Source organism: uncultured Microbacterium sp. (genome assembly GCF_963528945.1).
In the GTDB taxonomy this organism is placed as follows: Bacteria; Actinomycetota; Actinomycetes; order Actinomycetales; family Microbacteriaceae; genus Microbacterium.
The window spans coordinates 531726-548340 of sequence record NZ_CAURWX010000002.1 but is presented as its reverse complement, the minus strand read 5'-3'; the positions used below and the strand labels follow the sequence as shown (position 1 = coordinate 548340).

The window sequence follows — 16615 nt, the reverse complement described above, 5'->3', positions numbered from 1 at the left end:
TGCGAACAACGGTGGACGGGGCGTTCACGTCCCGGAAGGCGGCGCGAGCACGCCGGTCAGCTCGAACCGGGTCTTCGGCTGGGCCGGATCCGCGGCGTGGACCTCCACCGCGATCACGTTGCGACCCGGCGTGAGAGCGGCGGGGGGAACGATCACCGTGGTCGGTGCGACCGCCTTCGTGCTGCCCTTCGGGTGCGCCGGTGTCGCGGCGGAGACGGGGCCCTCCGGCATGTCGAGACGGCCGACCTCCACGCCGTTGACGTACACGACGGCACCGCCGTCGACCTGCGGCGTGAGCACGATCGGCCGACCGCTCGTTCCCTCGCCGAGGTCGACGCTCGTTCGCAGGTAGGTGGTCGGCGACGCAGTCGCGTCGTTGCCGACGGCCGTCCCTGCGGCACCCCGCGCAAGGGCGGCTCCGCGGAGGAACGGCGCGGAGCCCGTCGCCCACGTCGAGTCGTCGAACGTCCCGCTCGTCCACTCGGCAGTCGGATCGACTCGAGTGCTGAGCGACCAGACGGCCTCCACCGGCAGCACGGAGGTCGGCGCCGGGGCCGGCTCGGTCGGAGTGACCGGAGCCGGTGCGGGTGCCGGAGCCGGTGCCGGCGCCGGTGTCGGGGCGAGCGGTGCCGGTGCCGGAGCGGGTGCCGGAGCGACCGGTGCAGGTGCGGGTGCATCCGGCGCCGACTCCACCGTCAGCGTGCTGTCGGCCTGCCTCCGTTGTTGAGCGCCTGCCGTCAGCGGATTCGCGGTCGCCACGAGCTCGAAGCTGTGGCTCGGGGTGGAGCGGTAGTTGGAGTGCACCTCGACGCTCACGCTGTTCTGACCGACGCGCAGCAGCGACAGCGGCACCTGGTACACCACGGGATTCGCGAGCGCGTTCGCCGCGCTCACCGCCGAGGTGGCGTATGTCGTGTGTCCGACCGCGCCCGCGGGCAGGTTCGTGCGTCCGACCTCCGTGCCGTTCACCAGCACGCGGATGCCGTCATCGGCCCGCGTCGTGATGACGAAGGAGCCCAGCCCCGACACGTCATCGAGCGTGAACAGCTTGCGGTAGTACGAGGAGATCGGCCGCGTCGCGGACGCCTCGAGCGTCGTGCCGAGGCTCGCCTGCCCCCACCCGATCGGCGCTGCACCACTGGGCCAGCCCGAAGAGTCGAACCCGTCCGACGCCCATGCCGCCGCCGGAGCATCGGTGGCGAAGTAGTAGGACCATTGCGATCCCGCCGCGACGACGTCGACCGGCACCGGCTCCGGCTCGGGCTCCGGCTCGGGGTCCGGCTGGGCGCCCAGGGTGAGCACACCGGTCAGCTCGAAGCTGTGACTGGGGGTCGACCGGTAGTTGGAGTGCACCTCGGCCGTGACCACATTGGCGCCGCTCTTCAGGAGCGAGCCGGGAACGGTGAACGTGACCGGGTTCGCGACCGCGTTGGCCGCGGTGACGGCCGAACTCGCGTACGTGGTGAAACCGACGGGCCCGGCGGGCATGTTCGCCCGACCGACCTCCGTGCCGTTGACGTAGACGACGATGCCGTCATCCGCCCTGGTCGTGAGAGTGAGCGCCTGCACACCCGTGGCGTCCTGCACGTCGAACGTCCGGTGGTAGTACGACGCGATCGGTCGGGTGCCGTCGAACGTGAGCGTGGTGCCGAGCGACGCCTGCCCCCACCCGAGCGGAGCCGCACCCGTCTGCCACGACGACACATCCGCATCGGGCTGCTGCCATCCGACCGCGGGCGCGGTCGCCGAGAATCGGTACGACCAGGTCGCCCCTGCCGCGAGCACGTCGACGGGCTGCGCCAGCACCGTGGGGGTCACCACGGCTGTGGTGGCGGACCGATTGCCGGCCGCGTCGATGGCGCGGACGAAGTAGCGCGTGCCGGGTGCGGCTGCGGGAACGGAGTAATTCGTCTGCACGGTCGTCGCGATGGTGCGGTCGTTGCGCAGCACCTCGTAGCTCGCCCCCTCCACCGCGTTCCAGGTGAGGGTGTCGGTACCCGCGGCGTGCGAGGCGGCCAATTGGCCCGGGGTCGCCGGAGCCGTGGCGTCGCGCGGGCTGAACCGGGCGAAACCGCCGGTCCACCGATTGGTGGCGTCGGCCTGCCGTACGTGCGTGATGTCACCGCCGAGCCACAGGGTGCCGTCGGCTCCCTGTTCGATCGCCCACACGCCGTAACCGACCCGGAGCGTCAGGTTCGGGTTGAAGTCGGCGGCGAACTCGCCGTTCGCCGCATTCCAGAACCCGGCCTGATCGATGTGCTCCACTCGATAGAAGTTCGTCGGCGTCGGCCAGGTGAGAGCGCCCTGGTACACGTTCTCCGAGCAGTGGCATCCGGCCACGAGGTAGCCGTTCCAGGTGTTGATCGCCTGGAAGTCGCCACCGTTCTGGGTGATGTTGCTGGTGTCGAGGGCCATCGTGTCTCGGTTGTAGCTGAACAGCATGTGCTCAGAGCCACCCAGCCATACCCGGTCGCCGATCTCCTTGACCGCCTGCTGGTAGCCGGTGCGGTTGTTCTCGCGGTTCGAGAACTTCGGTGTCCAGGGGACGACCGAAGCGTCGCTCACAAGGTAAGCGCCGCCACGTTCGGTGACCGTGTCCCAGTTGCTGAGCCCGAAGTACCCTGCGGCGTACACCCGATCGCCGCGCGCCGACGCGTCGACAGAGACCACGGTGCCGTCGAGCAGCGGGTTCCACGCATCCGGCGCGAGGGTCGCGACGTTCAGCCGGCCGAGGTTGCGCATGTACACCTCGCGGGTGACTCCGCTGCCCGTCGCGTGCGTGAATCGGCCGCCCACGTAGAGGTAGCCGTCCTGCACGTCGAGCGTTCGGATCAGCGGCGCCGTGCCTCCCGTGTAGTTGATCATGCGGGTCGTGACCGACGGGTCGATGGCGCCGGTGCTCGGGTCGAGGACGGCGAACGCGGGAGCCGCGACACCGTTGACCGTCGTGAACGCGCCGCCGACGGCGAGACGCCCGTCCGGCAGCGCGGCGAGGGCTTTCACCTGATTGTTGAGCTTGGGGCGGAACGTCGAGATCCATTCCCCCGTCGACGCGTCGAATGCGGCGATGTAGCTCTGCTCGATCTGACCGCTGCCTGCGGCCGTTCGCTGCACGTAGCGGAAGTTGCCGCCGACGTACATGACTCCGTTGATCTGCGCGAAGTCGGAGACCTCGGTGTTGAGCTCTCCCGAACCCGCTGCTCCCAGGCCGGACACCCCCCACGGGTTCGTCGCCGCATAGCTCGACGCGGTGGCCGCGACGGTCGTCTGCGGCAGACCCGCGTCGGGGATGGGAGTCGCGAAGATGTCGGCGCTCATCAGCCTCGGGCGCAGGAACACCTGCGTGAACGGGCGCGGATAGGGCGACGCCGTGTCGACCTGCCAGAGGTAGGAGGTCGCGTCGGGGTTGCCCCGCGCGCTGGAGCCGAACTGGAACCCGCGCTCCCAACCGCGGGTGCCGCTGCCCACGTTGGTCTCGACCCGGCGGTAGGTGCTGTCGCGGCCGAAGCTGCCGGTCGTGCCGCCTGTGCCGGTCTCGCCGTTGAACGAATAGGAGCCGATCTGCTGCAGGCCGGCGAACTGCCAGGACCAGGCGTCGCGCGGGGTGCGGTACTTGAACCGCACCTCCTGCCAGGTCGTACCGGCGACGTTCTGCGCACGACGCAGCCGCACTCCCTCTTGGAGCGCATCCACGCGCCCGCCGTTGAGCAGACCGGTGACCATGTCCGTGGAGAGCTGCGCGGGAGAGAACGCTTCGGGGCCGGTGGGGGTCTCCCAGACGTCGCGCGGCGTGAGCCGCCCGACGTTGCCCTGCAACCAGTTCTCGCGTCCGCGTCCGATCAGCACCCACCCGCCCCCGTCGGTCTGCTGATCACAGTAGAACTGCTGCGGGGCGCCGAGCTTGGGGGTGTTCAACCAGTAGACGCCCGAGGCCGACCCCGGGTCGCGCTGCTTGATCTCCCAGCACGACGCTGCCGCCGTCTCCTGTGATTGACCGACCGACGTCGCCGTGAGTGCGGCGGCGGCGATCGGAGCGGCCTGCGGCGTCGCCGCCACCGCCGCTCCCGGCGTGAGCAGCGCGCCAACGACCGTTGCGGCTGCGACGGCGGCGAGCGCCAGCAACGACCGCCTGCTCTTTTTCTGCTCGGTGTTCCCCAGCGACATGATGACTCCCCAGAATCAAATGGAATGTGGACCGCTATTGGTGTCGGGTTTCGATATCGGTCGATCGCGCTCGTCGCCGAGTGCGAGGGTCGGTGCGTTATGTATGGATGTTCGTGCGGGGCCCCAGCCCCCGGAACGTCAGCAGGCGGGATCGTCTGCGAACGTCTGACGGATGATCTTCCACGCGCCGTCGGCCTGCTCGAGCGTGTAGATGTTCCAGGCCCGGGGTGAGCCCCCGGGCACGACGTTCCCGTCGGCGTCGTGGATCACGACATCCGACGAGTCGAGGCACGCCCGGACGGTCGCGGTCGACGGCGCCGCGGTCGCGTCGTAGGCGAGGGTCTCGACCCCGTCGATGCGGACTTCACCGGTACGGGTCCAGCCCTGGTCCTCGAGTTCCGCGCGCTCCGCCTCGATGCCGCTCAGGAAGGCCGGCGATGCGACCGCCGCCAGGCTGGTGAGCACGGCGTCGACGTCGCCGTCGGCGACGGTGGTCACCACCGGAAGCACGCTGGCGAGCAGCTGCTCCGCTGCCCCGCCGACCTCGTCGGCCGTGGCCTGTGGTGCCGTCGTCGGAGGCGCCACCGGGGGCACCGCGTTCGGGGTGGCGGATGCGGCGGCGCTCTGCGACCCCGGGCCTGCACCGGCGCCGACGGTGGATGTCGTGGCGACGACCGCGAGCGATGTTCCGGCGAGCAGCACCGAGGCCGCAGCGAGGCCGACGATCCACTTCGTGCGCTTTCTCATATCCCTCTCCCCCGCTGGTTGAGCGTGGCGACGATGCGCTGGGGCGAGACCAGTCCCGAGAGCGCGATCCAGGTCAGGGCGACACGCGGCTCGGTCACTCGGTGCCGGCGTGCGCGCTTGAGCCATGCCCGGGCGTCGGCGGATTCCCCTGCGGCCGCGTAGGCGAAGGCGACCTGGCCGCACATCCGAGCGGCGTTGCCCCGATCGAGCAGGAGGTCGCCGTGCTTCTCGAGGAGGAAGCCGAGTCCCTGCGCCATCGGCTTCCACCGGCCGGCGAAGTACGACGTGCGGTCCCAGTGGATCACGACCAGCGGGCGGGCGACGCTCACGATGTCGCCGCGTTCGGTGAGCTGCAGCAGGAGGTCGTAGTCCTCCCCGTACGAGTGCGGGATCTCTTCATCGACCCCGCGGGGGAGGTCGAGCAGGTCGACCCGTCGGAACAGCAACGAGGACGGGTGGATCTCGCCCACGCGCGACAGCAGGAAGTCGCCCCGAGTGGTGACCGCTGCCGGGACCCGGACGGTGGTGTCCGACTGGGTCACGATCTCGATGCCGGTGCTGACACCCACCGCCTCCGGATGCTCCGCCCACAACTCGACCTGCGCGCGGAGCTTCTCCGGCTTCCACTCGTCGTCATCGTCGCAGAAGGCGATGAGATCGCCCGACGCCGCCGCGATGCCGGTGTTGCGGCCGCCTGCCAGCCCGGGCGTGCGCGCGTTCGTGATCGTGCGGAGCGAGACCGAACCCGCCTCCGGCGCGATGTCGGTGAGTTCGTCGATGTCGCACTGGTCGTAGACGATGACGATTTCGAGGGCCCCGGCGTAGTCCTGACCGATGATGGACCGCACGGCACGTCGGAGCAGTTCCGGACGGCCGCGCGTCGCGATGATCGTCGTCACGGAGGGGGCGAGGGCGCTCATCGTGCGCTCCCCTGCGCGAGCTCGCGCCAGCGGCGGCGAGAGGAGAGCACGACGTGGGCGGCGTTCGCGGCGAGGAGCGCGAGGTAGCACGCAGTGAAGAGCGGCAGCACCGCCCAGAGGGCGAAGACCCAGCACAGCACGCCCGGGTCGGTCGGCAGGAGGATCCAGGACTGGAGCCTGCGCACCTCCGTGCGTTGGACGCGTGCGCCGTCGCGGAGCAGGCCACCGACGTTCTGACTGAGGAACGACGCGGAGGCGAGCACCGAGAAGGCCGCGGCGGCGACCGCGAGCACCGGTAGGCCGATCCAGAGGAAGGCCACCGCCACCACGAGATGCACGGCGGGAAGGCGGATCGCGTCGAGGGTGTGATCGAGCCATTCGCCTTGCAGGCTCGAGCTGCCCTGCAGCCGGGCGAGCTGACCGTCGGCGGAGTCGAGGGCGTATCCCACGGCGAGCAGCACGGCGGCGCTCAGTCCGGCGAGCGCGGGTGATACGGGCTGCAGCACCAGGAAGGCGGCGAGACCGAGTCCGGTGAAGACGATGCTCACGACCGACACCATGGACGGCGTCGCGCCGATGCGGGAGAAGGATGCCGCGAACACGCGAGCAACGCGGCGATTGACCCACCGCGTGTACGCGGGTACGCCGGCTCCCGGCTTCTGCGCACTGTCGAGTCGCTGCAGTGCGGAACGAAATGAATGCGGCGTATCAACGCCGAATTGAACCCCAGTCATCAGACCGTGTCTCCCCAGATTCCCCAAAAAGACGGAATTCCCACGTTCCGTCCGTCGCCTCCCCTAAGGCGATGTTTTCGCAGACTACCAGAAGATCGGTCCGGTGCACCCACGACTTTCCTCCAGACGTCGGGCGCCCCCGCACCGCTTGCCGCGGCCTCCCTATCGACCACGGCTCGGGGCATACTGAGACGCACCATGGCAGACAGCACCCAAGGTTCGGACCGCCTCAAGGTCCTGCTCGTCGCGTCGACGGGCGGCCACCTCACGCAACTGCTCGCGCTTCGTGACTGGTGGGGCGCGCACGACCGCGCGTGGGTGAGTTTCGACCACCCTCATGCTCACGCGGCACTCGTCGGCGAACGGCGCACGTGGGCGTTCTCGCCGACGACGCGCAACATCCCCAACGCCGTCCGCAACGCGCGCCTCGCCTGGCGCGTCCTGCGTGACTTCCGCCCCGATGTCGTCGTCTCGACGGGGGCCGGGGTCGCGGTCCCGTTCTTCTGGGCCGCGCGCATCCTCGGCATCCGCACCGTGTACCTCGAGGTGATCGACCGCATCACGACCCGAACCATGACCGGTCGCCTCGTCTATCCGACCGTCGATGCCTTCGCCGTGCAGTGGCCGGAGCAGCGCTCCCTGTACCCCGGCGCCCAGGTGATCGGAGCGACGCTGTGATTCTGCGCGTCTTCGTGTCGGTGGGCACCGACCATCACCCCTTCGCCCGCCTCATCGACTGGATCGACGCGTGGGCCGCCGAGCATCCCGATGTCGCGTTGACCGTGCAACACGGATCCTCCCCCGCCTCGGTCGAGGGGGAGAACCACGTCATGATGACGTCCGCCGAGCTCGATGAGCAGTACCGCGGCGCCGACATCGTCGTCTCGCAGGTCGGCCCCGGAACCATCGCCGATGCGAACCGCGCCGACCGCATGCCGATCGTCGTGCCGCGCGATCCCGCACTGGGCGAGGTCGTCGACGGCCACCAGTACCCCTTCGGGGAGTTCATGGCCGCACAGGGCAGGTGCGTGATGGTGACCAGCGAGGCTCAGCTGCGCGAGGCTCTCGATCGCGCGACCTCCGCGCCGGCCACGCTCCGCTACGAGGCGGCCGTCGGGGGGTCGGATGCCGCCGCTGCCCTCGGCGACCTCGTCGCATCTGTGGTGGCCGCGCCGCGTCGACGACTGTCGTGGGACCGGATGGCGGCCATGCTCCGCCGCCCCGACGCCTAGAGCTCGCCCGGACGCATCGCTTCGTCGTCGATCGCACGGATGATGCGCTGCGCCGCGGTGTCGGGCTTCGGTTCGGCGTCGTCGCGACGCCCCCGGGGTGCGTAGACCACGAGCGAGTGGAACAGGAACCGGGCGAAGAACGCGACGATCAGCGATAGCCCCGTGGCGAGCACGCTGGAGATGTGCCAGGTCTCGACCATGAGCGCCATCACCGGGATGCGGAGCGCGGCCTCGACGTTGTTGAACGCGAACGAGGCGCCGAATCGCAGCCCGATGCCGCGGGCGTCGCGGCGCATGTCACCGAAGACGAACCGCTCCTGCAGCAGGAAGTTGCCGATGATCGTGACCTCGGCGCCGATGATCGCGGCCCAGATGTACGGCATCCCGAGCGATGTCAGCGCCCACATGATGGCGAGGTTGGCCACGGCACCGACGATGCCGATGAGTGCGAAGAGCGACATCTTGCCGAATCGCAGCCGCGCGAGGTGGGCGATGAAGGTGGCCCCCTGCCGCAGGCTCGCCTTGGAGGTGCCGTACCGGCGCTCGCCGAACTCCATCGGCACCTCCGCCGTGCGCAGATCGGTACGCGCGAGGATCTCGAGGAGGATCTTGAACCCCTGCGGACGCAGCGCGGCGAGGTCGAGGCGGCGGCGGTCGACGAGGAAGAACCCCGTCATCGGGTCGGTGGTGCGGGCGAGTCGCCGGGGGAACATGGCCCGGGTGAGCCAGGTGGCCGCCCGAGAGACGCCGAAGCGCACGGCCGTGCCCAGACCACTCGTGTCGCCGCCGCCGATGTAGCGCGACGCCGTGACGACGTCGGCATCGCCCTCGGCGTAGCGCGCGAGGAGCGCCGGGAGCAACTCGGGCGGATGCTGCAGGTCGCCGTCCATGACGATGCACACGTCGGATGCCGCCGCGACGAGGCCCGCGACGACCGCGCCGCCGAGTCCGCCGGTGTTCTGCTCGCGGTGGATCACACGTACCGGGAGCGGGGCGTCGGCGGCGACGCGGGCGATCTCGGAGGGGGTGTCGTCGGTGCTGTCGTCGACGAAGAGGATCTCGGCCGGATGGTCGGCGAGCGCCGCGCCGATGCGTGCGACGATCTCGGCGACGTTGTCGCGCTCGTTGAACGTCGGCACGATGACCGTGACCCTCGTGCCCATGTCGACCCCTCCGCGCTCCAGCGGCATCCATCGTGTCATGCGTTCCTGTGCCGACGGAAACAGCCCGACCGGTATGCAGGTGTCGCGCCGGGCGTGTCGCGGGGCTAGACTGACGCGAGCGGCTGTGGGAGTCGCCGGCGGATGGGGATCCGCCTCTGGGGCATCACTGATCTGGGGAGATCATGGGCACGCGTATCGGCTACGCCGCGGGAGCATTCGACCTGTTCCACGTCGGCCATCTCAACCTTCTGCGCCACGCGAAGCAGCACTGCGACATCTTGATCGCCGGTGTCGTGAGCGACGAGATGCTGCGGCAGGTGAAGGGCATCGAGCCCGTCATCCCGACGGCGGAACGCGCCGACATCGTGCGGCACATCTCGTTCGTCGACGACGTGCACGTCGAGACGACGCCGTCGAAGATCGACGCCTGGCGCGAGGTCGGGTTCACGCACTTCTTCAAGGGCGACGACTGGCGCGGCACCGAGAAGGGCCTGCGGCTCGAGCGGGAGTTCGGGGTGGTGGGCGTGGAGGTCGTGTACTTCCCCTACACCGCGCACACATCGAGCTCGGCGCTGCGCCGTGCGCTCGACGCGATCACAGCGAGTGCGGCGGCCGTGACGGCATCCGCTCCCGCGATGCTCGCGACGTCGGGGTGACGGTTCGTCAGTTCGCGACGCCGAGCAGACTGCGCGCCATGCGGGCGACGTGCGGCGGCGTGTGCGGTCCGAGCCACACGGTCCACTGCGCGGGCGGCTCGCTGCACGTCCATTCGACGCACCACGAGTGCACGGCGTTCGCGAGCCGTTCGCCCTTGGTGTGCGCGGTGAAGCCGTCGCTGCGCACGAGCCACCGTACCGACACTCCCTCCGGTACGTCGATGTGACGGATCTGGATGCGGGCCGCGGCCTCGAGCAGCACCACGCCGGTGGCGTCCCACGGAAGTCGAGCGGCGATGCCGGCGATCAGGCCGGCGTCGGCGGCGTCTCCCGCGATGAGCACGACGCCTTCGATGTTCGCCCAGTCGGGATCGTCCAGATGCTCGCTCGCGGTGCCCATGCCACGAGTATAGGTAAGGCTGCCCTTACTCGACAACCATTCCCGGCCCCTACCCGGCCGGCCCGCCGTACGCTTGTCGTATGACTTCTCCTGCTGAATCCACCATCACCATGTTCGGCGCCGACTGGTGCCGCGACTGCATCCGCACCAAGAAGCAGCTCGACGAGCTGGGCGTGGAGTACACCTACGTCGACCTCGTGGCCGACCCCTCCGCAGCCGACCTCGCCAAGGAGATCTCGGGCCGCACGAACATCCCCGTGGTCGTCTATCCCGACGCCTCGCACCACGTCGAGCCCTCGAACTCGGACGTCGAGTCGAAGCTCCGCGAGCTCTCCCTCATCTGACCTCCAGGGCGCCGCTACACTGGCGCGATGAGCACCGAGGCTCGGCCGACGCGAGCGTCCACCCCGCTGCCCCCACGGACGATCGCGCTCTACGCGGCGGGGTCCGTCGGGACGGGCGGCTACGCCACCCTGCCCGGTCTCGTCCTGACCTATTTCCTCACCGACAACCTCGGCGTCTCCGCGCTCGTCGCCGCCGTCATCGTGACGGCCGCGAAGGTGTGGGACGTGGTCATCGACCCCGTGATCGGAGCGGCCTCCGATCGGCAGCTGGCCCGTACCGGCTCCCGACGGGGGCTCATGGTCGCCGGTGCGCTCGCGCTTCCGGTGTTCTTCGCTCTGACGTTCGCCGTCCCTCCATCGTGGGGTCCGGTCGCCGGAGCGGTCGGCGTGCTGCTGGCATTCGTGGCGACGGCGACGGCGTTCAGCCTGTTCCAGGTTCCCTACGTCGCCCTGCCCGCCGAGCTCACCTCCGGCTACGACGCGCGCACGCGCCTGCTGGGCTGGCGCGTCGTCGTGCTGACCTCCGGCATCCTCCTGTTCGGCGCGGGCGGACCCGCCCTGCGGAGCATCGGCGATGACCCCGTCGTCGGGTACCTCGTCATGGGTGTCGCCGCGGGCGCGGCCATCGGTGTCGGGATGCTCGTGGCGACCCGTTCCGCGCCCGCGTCGCCACGGGAGGTCACCCGGCGCGGCGCGAACCCGCCCGGGCTCCGCGCGCAGTACGCGGCCGGCCTCCGGGTGCTGCGCGACAGCCGCCCGTTCCGCGCCCTGCTCGCGACCTTCCTGCTGCAGGCGCTCGCAACCGGAGCCATGCTGGCCGGGGCGCAGTACGTGGCGACGTGGGTGCTGCGCTCCGAAGACGCGGTGACGCTCGTCTTCCTTGCGCTCGTCGGACCTGCGCTCGTCGCCGCCCCCGCCTGGACGGCCGTGGCCCGGCGGATCGGCAAAGAGCGCGCCTTCACCCTCGCGAGCGTGCTCTTCGCGGCCGCGGCCGCCTCGTTGACGGCCGCACTGTGGTCGCCCGGCGGATGGATGTACGTGTCGGTGGCGGTGGCGGGGGTCGCATACGCCGGCTTGCAGTCTCTGCCGATGGCGATGCTCCCCGACGTGATCTCGCACGACGGCGGCGAGCGCGCGGGCGCCTTCACGGGCGTCTGGACCGCCGGGGAGACCGTCGGGTTCGCGCTGGGCGCGGCGGTCGTCTCGCTCACTCTCGCTGCGACGGGCTACGTCTCGACCGTCGCGGGTGTCACCGCCGTGCAGCCGGATGCCGCGATCACCGGCATCGTGCTCGCCTTCAGCGTCGTGCCCGCCGCGCTCATCGCGCTCAGCCTCCTGCCGCTCTCGCGCTACACCCTGCGCCGCGGCGACATCGACCGCGCACCCCTCGCGTGAGCATCCCCTCCCCCGCTGGTCGAGCCGCCTTCCCGACTCGCGGCATAGGCTGGGGGTCCGTTCGAAGGAGCCGCCGATGACCTCTACGCACGCCGCCGGTACACCGGCTGACACCGCACGCGCCTCGGAGCACGACGGGGCCGAGGGCTCGTCCGGAACCGCGCCGGCCGGGATCTCCGAGAGCGAGAGCACGCGACTGGATGCTGCGATCGATTCCCTGCGCACCGGAACGCGGATCTGGTCCGCCCTGACGATCGCACAACGGGCGACCCTGCTGCGGCAGGTCCGCACGAGCGTGGCCGCCGCCGCCGAGGACTGGGCGACCACCGCCGCCGCGACGAAGGGCCTCGACGGAGGGCATCCGCTGCGCGGCGAGGAGTGGCTCAGCGGCGCCTACAGCGTGCTCGGCGCACTCGACGCCTACATCGAGACCCTGACGCGGCTCGCCGACGGCCGCAATCCGCTCGACGGCGTGCGGATCGACCGAGCGCCGGGCGGACGCACGCGTGTGCACGCGTTCCCCCTGACGCGCATCGACCGGTTCCTGCTCTCCGGCTTCACGGGCGAGGTCTGGCTCGAGCCCGGCACCACCCCTCGCGCCGCGCGCGCCGCCGCGGGCCTCGGCCAGCGCACCCCCGCGGAGTCGAACGGCGTCGGACTCGTGCTCGGGGCGGGGAACATCACCTCCATCCCCGTTCTTGACGTGCTCTACGAGCTGCTCGCCTCGAACCGCACGGCACTGCTGAAGGTCAACCCCACGCAGGACCCCCTGGTGCCGATCTACAAGCGCGCTCTCGCGCCGCTCATCGAACCGGGCTTCCTGCGCATCGTGCGGGGCGGGCCCGCCGTGGGTGCCCACCTCACGGCCCACCCCGGGATCGATCACGTGCACATCACCGGCTCTGCGGCGACGTTCGACGCGATCGTCTGGGGGCCCGCACCAGCGTCGGGCGCCCGCCGCGACTCCCCCGCGATGACCACGCCGATCACCGCCGAACTCGGCGGGGTGTCGCCGATCATCGTCGTGCCCGGCCGTTGGACCGAGGCCGACCTGCGGCATCAGGCCCAGCACATCGCGACCATGCGCTTGCAGAACAGCGGACACAACTGCATCGCCGGGCAGGTCGTCATCGTCTCGTCCGACTGGGACCAGGCGGATGCCTTCCGCGCCGCGCTGCGCAGCGCCTATGCTGCAGCTCCCGAGCGGCCCACCTGGTATCCCGGTTCGGCCGAGCGCATGCGCCGGGCATCCGAGTCCTACCCCGACGCCCTCGTGCTCGGCGACCGTCTGCTCGTCGAGATCGACGGCGACCCGGCGGGCCTCCAGAGCACGGAGTACTTCGCACCGGTGCTCGGCGTCGTGACCGTTCCCGGCACGGGCCAGACGTTCCTCGACGCCGCGGTGGCCTACGCGAACGAGCGCCTGCAGGGCACCCTCGGCGCGAACCTCCTCATCGACCCCGTGACCGAGAAGAGCCTCGGCACCGGGTTCGAGCGCGCCGTCGCCGCTCTGCACTACGGCTCGATCGCCATCAACAGCTGGACGGCGTTCGGATTCATCACCCCCACGCTCACCTGGGGCGCCTTCCCGGGCAACACGATCGACGACGTCGGCAGTGGTATCGGGGTGGTGCACAACGCCCTGCTGCTCGACCGCGTGGAGCGCTCGGTGCTGCGCGGACCGTTCCGCCCCTTCCCGCGCTCGCTCCCCTGGCGCAACGGCGGCGGCCGGTTCACGATCCTCCCGATGCCGCCGTGGTTCGTGGCATCGCGCACGGGTGCCGAGGTGAGCGAGGGGCTCACCCGATTCCGCGCTGGCGGGGGGATCGGCGGCCTGGCGACGACGCTCCTCGCCGCCCTGCGGGCTTAGGCCGGCTCAGGGGTTGAGGCCCGCCTCCGAGCGCGTGAACGTCTCGGCGCACACACCCAGCCCCTCGGTGTAGCCGAGCGCGAACCAGTACTTCCGCTGCTCGCTCGACCCGTGCGTCCAGCTCTCGGGGTTCTGGAACCCGGCCTGCTCCTGGATGTGGTCGTCGCCGACCGCTGACGCGGCATTGAGGGCGTCTTCGATCTCGGTCTCGGTCGGCTTCTTCAGGTACGCGTCGCCGTCGGCATCCGTCTGCTCGGTCATGCGGCCGATCCATGCGCCGGCGTAGCAGTCGGCCTGCAGCTCCGTCCGCACGCCGTTGCTGCCCGGACCGGTTCCGTTGTTGGGGTACTGCTCCATCGTGCCGATGAGGTTCTGGATGTGGTGGCCCCACTCGTGCCCGACGATGTAGAGCTGCGCGAGGTTGCCGGCGGATGCTCCGAACTGCTCGCGCATGAGCCCGAAGAACGTGGGGTCGACGTAGACGCCCTGCTCGGGCGGGCAGTAGAACGGACCCACCGCGTTCGAGGCCGTGCCGCACTGGGTCGGCGTCGAGCCGTCGACCACGGTGAGGGTGGGCGCGACGTACCCGTCGACGTTCTCGCCCCAGAAAGCGTCGAGGGCGACCTGGGCGCCCGCCATGCGGCAGTCGACGTCTTCGTTCGCGTCCTGCCCGGTCTCGCAGTTCTCGATGACCGACCCCTCCGACGACCCCGGCGCGCTGCCGGTCGAACCGCCGAACAGCCCTGAGAGGTCGATGCCGAGCAGCGGTCCGGCGATGAGCGCGAGCAGGCCGAGCACGCCCACACCGCCGCCGCCCGCGATGGCGGCGGTGCGCCCACGCCGGCGGGTGGTGTTGTTCGACAGGTCGGCGTCGGGATTGAACGTCATGGATCGAGGGTACTCCGGGCCGCGACGGTCGTAGGCTCGGGACATGACGACCACGATCACCCTCACGGGGGCCGGCGGGCAGATCGGCTACGCGCTGCTGTTCCGCATCGCGGCGGGCGACATGCTCGGAGCAGACAAGAAGGTGCGGTTGCGACTGCTCGAGATCCCGGCGGGGCTGGGCGCTGCCGAAGGGGCGGCGCTCGAACTGCAGGACGGCGCGTTCTCTCTGCTGGAGCACGTCGAGGTGACCGACGACCCCGCCGTGGCCTTCGACGGCGCCGACCATGCCCTGCTCGTCGGGGCGCGCCCGCGCGGCCCGGGAATGGAGCGCGGCGACCTGCTCGCGGCGAACGGCGGCATCTTCGGCCCGCAGGGTGCGGCGATCGCGGCGAACGCGGCGCCCGGCGTGCGCGTCACCGTGGTGGGGAACCCGGCGAATACGAACGCGCTGATCGCCGCGGCATCCGCCGACGGGGTGCCGGCCGAACGCTTCTCGGCCCTCACCCGTCTCGACGAGAACCGTGCGCGCGCTCAGCTGGCGCAGACCCTCGGCGTGCCCGTGGGCATCGTGCAGCGCGTGCCGATCTGGGGCAATCACTCGGCCACCCAATTCCCCGATGTGTCGCACGCCACCGTCGGCGGCGAGCCGGCTTCCGCCGCCCTCGCGCAGATCGTCGGCGATGTGCCGAGCTGGATCGACGGCACCTTCATTCCTCGGGTGGCCAAGCGCGGGGCCGAGATCATCGCGGTGCGCGGGTCGTCATCGGTGGCCTCCGCCGCGAATGCGGCGATCGAGCATGTGCGCGACTGGGTGCACGGCACTCGGGACTGGACGTCGGCCGCCGTCGTCTCGCGCGGCGAGTACGGCGTGCCGGAGGGGCTGGTGTCGTCGTTCCCGGTCGAGGCCGTCGACGGCGAGTGGCGCATCGTCGAGGGACTCGAGATCGGCGACGACGCGCGTCGCCGCATCGACGTCTCGGTCGCAGAACTCATCGAGGAACGCGACGCGGTGCGGGGTCTCGGACTGCTCTGAGCCTCCACTCTTCCGGCCGCGAAGCTGTGGAGAACTCGTTCTCCACCGTCTCCGTGCGAGGACGGAAAGGCGTCGTACGGTTCTGGACTGACGACGCTCCTCGGAGCAGAATGGACCGGTGACCTTGTCTGCTGACACGATCGGAATGATCATCGCCCTCTTCGCCTTCATGGTGTCGCTGGGCGGGGGAATGGGCGCGATGTTCGCCCATCTGTCGAAGCGCCTCGACGCCCGCTTCGACCTCGTCGACGCACGCTTTGCGCAGGTCGACGCACGCTTCGACCAGGTCGACGTACGTCTGGATCGTATGGACGCACGGATGGACCGTATGGACCTGCGCTTCGATCGGATGGACGGCCGGATGGAGCGGCTCGAGCAGGGCCAGGTCGCTCTGGAGCACGAACTGGTCGAGGTGAAAGTCGCGATCGCCCGCTGGGAGGGTCCGCCGCGGCGCTTGCAGCACCTGTAAGACTGCGTGTCCGCGCCGGAACAGAAGCGTTCGTGACGCGCAGAAGTCCCGCACGATGGCGCGGAAAACAGGGCACAATGGATGCGGGAGGTGCGCCGATGAGCGATGCAATGGACCGGACGACCGGAGGGGCGTCGCTCGATGACGCCCTGACGAGCCCCCTGCACCTTCCGCATGCGGCAGCCGAGTGCCCCAAGTGCTTCACCGAGCTGCAGCAGAACCGTAACTTCTGGCTCGCCCGCCCCGACGGCTCACGCCTCGTTGGGCTCGTCGTGTCGCGCGAGGGGATGCCGCCGGTCGTTCAGCAGCGCGCCGATCTCACTCGATTCGGCGTACCGATCGAGGGCTTCCGTCACCCCGCGCCCGACATCCTCGAGAGCTGGGGCGACCGCATCAGCCGACTGCTCGACACCCTGCGTCCAGGAGACGTGCTCGTCGTCGCCACCACGCAGGCCCTCGGCCGCGACAGTGAAGAAGAGGCGCGCACGATCACCGAACTACGCCAGCGCGGCATCATCGTGAAGGTGCTCAACCACGACGCTCGCCACCTGGCCGACCTGGCGCGCTGAGCACGCCCGCCTCTCGACCGACGAGAAACGA

General features: G+C 70.3%; 16 protein-coding genes. 9 read left to right on the top strand and 7 right to left on the bottom strand.

What is annotated here, in order from left to right:
• Positions 1–24 precede the first annotated feature (24 nt).
• From RWS82_RS09680 to RWS82_RS09665, 4 genes are all read right to left on the bottom strand, one after another.
• Positions 25–4164, bottom strand: a complete 4140-nt coding sequence (locus tag RWS82_RS09680) for a fibrinogen-like YCDxxxxGGGW domain-containing protein (protein WP_314649395.1) — start codon at positions 4162–4164, stop codon at positions 25–27.
• Positions 4165–4302: 138 nt separating this feature from the next.
• Complete coding sequence (locus RWS82_RS09675; protein WP_314649393.1) at positions 4303–4911, bottom strand: hypothetical protein; 609 nt, start codon at positions 4909–4911, stop codon at positions 4303–4305.
• Positions 4908–5831 carry a glycosyltransferase family A protein gene (locus tag RWS82_RS09670; RefSeq protein ID WP_314649390.1) on the bottom strand — a complete coding sequence of 308 codons (924 nt, stop codon included), beginning with the start codon at positions 5829–5831 and terminating at the stop codon, positions 4908–4910. The genes RWS82_RS09675 and RWS82_RS09670 overlap by 4 nt, the downstream gene beginning before the upstream one ends.
• On the bottom strand, positions 5828–6565 hold the full coding sequence (locus RWS82_RS09665; RefSeq protein ID WP_314649387.1) for a CDP-alcohol phosphatidyltransferase family protein: 738 nt from the start codon (positions 6563–6565) through the stop codon (positions 5828–5830). Before RWS82_RS09665 ends, RWS82_RS09670 begins: the two co-directional genes overlap by 4 nt.
• A 198-nt stretch (positions 6566–6763) precedes the next feature.
• On the opposite strand from RWS82_RS09665, the gene RWS82_RS09660 reads away from it, so the two are divergent.
• Positions 6764–7243 carry a UDP-N-acetylglucosamine--LPS N-acetylglucosamine transferase gene (locus RWS82_RS09660; protein WP_314649385.1) on the top strand — a complete coding sequence of 160 codons (480 nt, stop codon included), beginning with the start codon at positions 6764–6766 and terminating at the stop codon, positions 7241–7243.
• Positions 7240–7797, top strand: coding sequence for a glycosyltransferase (locus tag RWS82_RS09655; protein WP_314649382.1), 558 nt, complete (start codon positions 7240–7242; stop codon positions 7795–7797). Before RWS82_RS09660 ends, RWS82_RS09655 begins: the two co-directional genes overlap by 4 nt.
• Here RWS82_RS09655 and RWS82_RS09650 read toward each other — a convergent pair.
• Positions 7794–8999 carry a glycosyltransferase gene (locus tag RWS82_RS09650; protein ID WP_314649379.1) on the bottom strand — a complete coding sequence of 402 codons (1206 nt, stop codon included), beginning with the start codon at positions 8997–8999 and terminating at the stop codon, positions 7794–7796. The genes RWS82_RS09655 and RWS82_RS09650 overlap by 4 nt on opposite strands.
• 143 nt (positions 9000–9142) lie before the next feature.
• Between RWS82_RS09650 and RWS82_RS09645 the strand changes: the two genes are divergently transcribed.
• Positions 9143–9616, top strand: coding sequence for an adenylyltransferase/cytidyltransferase family protein (locus RWS82_RS09645; RefSeq protein ID WP_314649377.1), 474 nt, complete (start codon positions 9143–9145; stop codon positions 9614–9616).
• Positions 9617–9623: 7 nt separating this feature from the next.
• Here the strand turns inward: RWS82_RS09645 and RWS82_RS09640 are convergent, their stop codons facing one another.
• Positions 9624–10016 (bottom strand): SIP domain-containing protein, encoded by a 393-nt coding sequence (locus RWS82_RS09640; protein WP_314649374.1) that lies wholly within the window; start codon positions 10014–10016, stop codon positions 9624–9626.
• A gap of 80 nt (positions 10017–10096) precedes the next feature.
• On the opposite strand from RWS82_RS09640, the gene RWS82_RS09635 reads away from it, so the two are divergent.
• The 3 genes from RWS82_RS09635 to RWS82_RS09625 all read left to right on the top strand — a co-directional run bounded on the left by RWS82_RS09635 (position 10097) and on the right by RWS82_RS09625 (position 13625).
• A complete protein-coding gene (locus RWS82_RS09635) occupies positions 10097–10360 on the top strand; it encodes a glutaredoxin domain-containing protein (RefSeq protein ID WP_314649372.1) in 264 nt (87 codons plus the stop codon).
• A gap of 27 nt (positions 10361–10387) precedes the next feature.
• Positions 10388–11755, top strand: a complete 1368-nt coding sequence (locus RWS82_RS09630; RefSeq protein ID WP_314649370.1) for an MFS transporter — start codon at positions 10388–10390, stop codon at positions 11753–11755.
• Between the two features lie 76 nt (positions 11756–11831).
• On the top strand, positions 11832–13625 hold the full coding sequence (locus tag RWS82_RS09625; protein WP_314649367.1) for an aldehyde dehydrogenase family protein: 1794 nt from the start codon (positions 11832–11834) through the stop codon (positions 13623–13625).
• Between the two features lie 6 nt (positions 13626–13631).
• On the opposite strand, the gene RWS82_RS09620 is transcribed toward RWS82_RS09625, so the two are convergent.
• Positions 13632–14513 carry a neutral zinc metallopeptidase gene (locus tag RWS82_RS09620; protein ID WP_314649364.1) on the bottom strand — a complete coding sequence of 294 codons (882 nt, stop codon included), beginning with the start codon at positions 14511–14513 and terminating at the stop codon, positions 13632–13634.
• Positions 14514–14556: 43 nt separating this feature from the next.
• On the opposite strand from RWS82_RS09620, the gene RWS82_RS09615 reads away from it, so the two are divergent.
• From RWS82_RS09615 to RWS82_RS09605, 3 genes are all read left to right on the top strand, one after another.
• Positions 14557–15546 carry a malate dehydrogenase gene (locus tag RWS82_RS09615; RefSeq protein WP_314649362.1) on the top strand — a complete coding sequence of 330 codons (990 nt, stop codon included), beginning with the start codon at positions 14557–14559 and terminating at the stop codon, positions 15544–15546.
• 145 nt (positions 15547–15691) lie between these two features.
• Positions 15692–16015, top strand: coding sequence for a response regulator (locus tag RWS82_RS09610; RefSeq protein ID WP_314649360.1), 324 nt, complete (start codon positions 15692–15694; stop codon positions 16013–16015).
• A gap of 98 nt (positions 16016–16113) precedes the next feature.
• Complete coding sequence (locus RWS82_RS09605) at positions 16114–16584, top strand: recombinase family protein (protein ID WP_314649356.1); 471 nt, start codon at positions 16114–16116, stop codon at positions 16582–16584.
• Positions 16585–16615 lie beyond the last annotated feature (31 nt).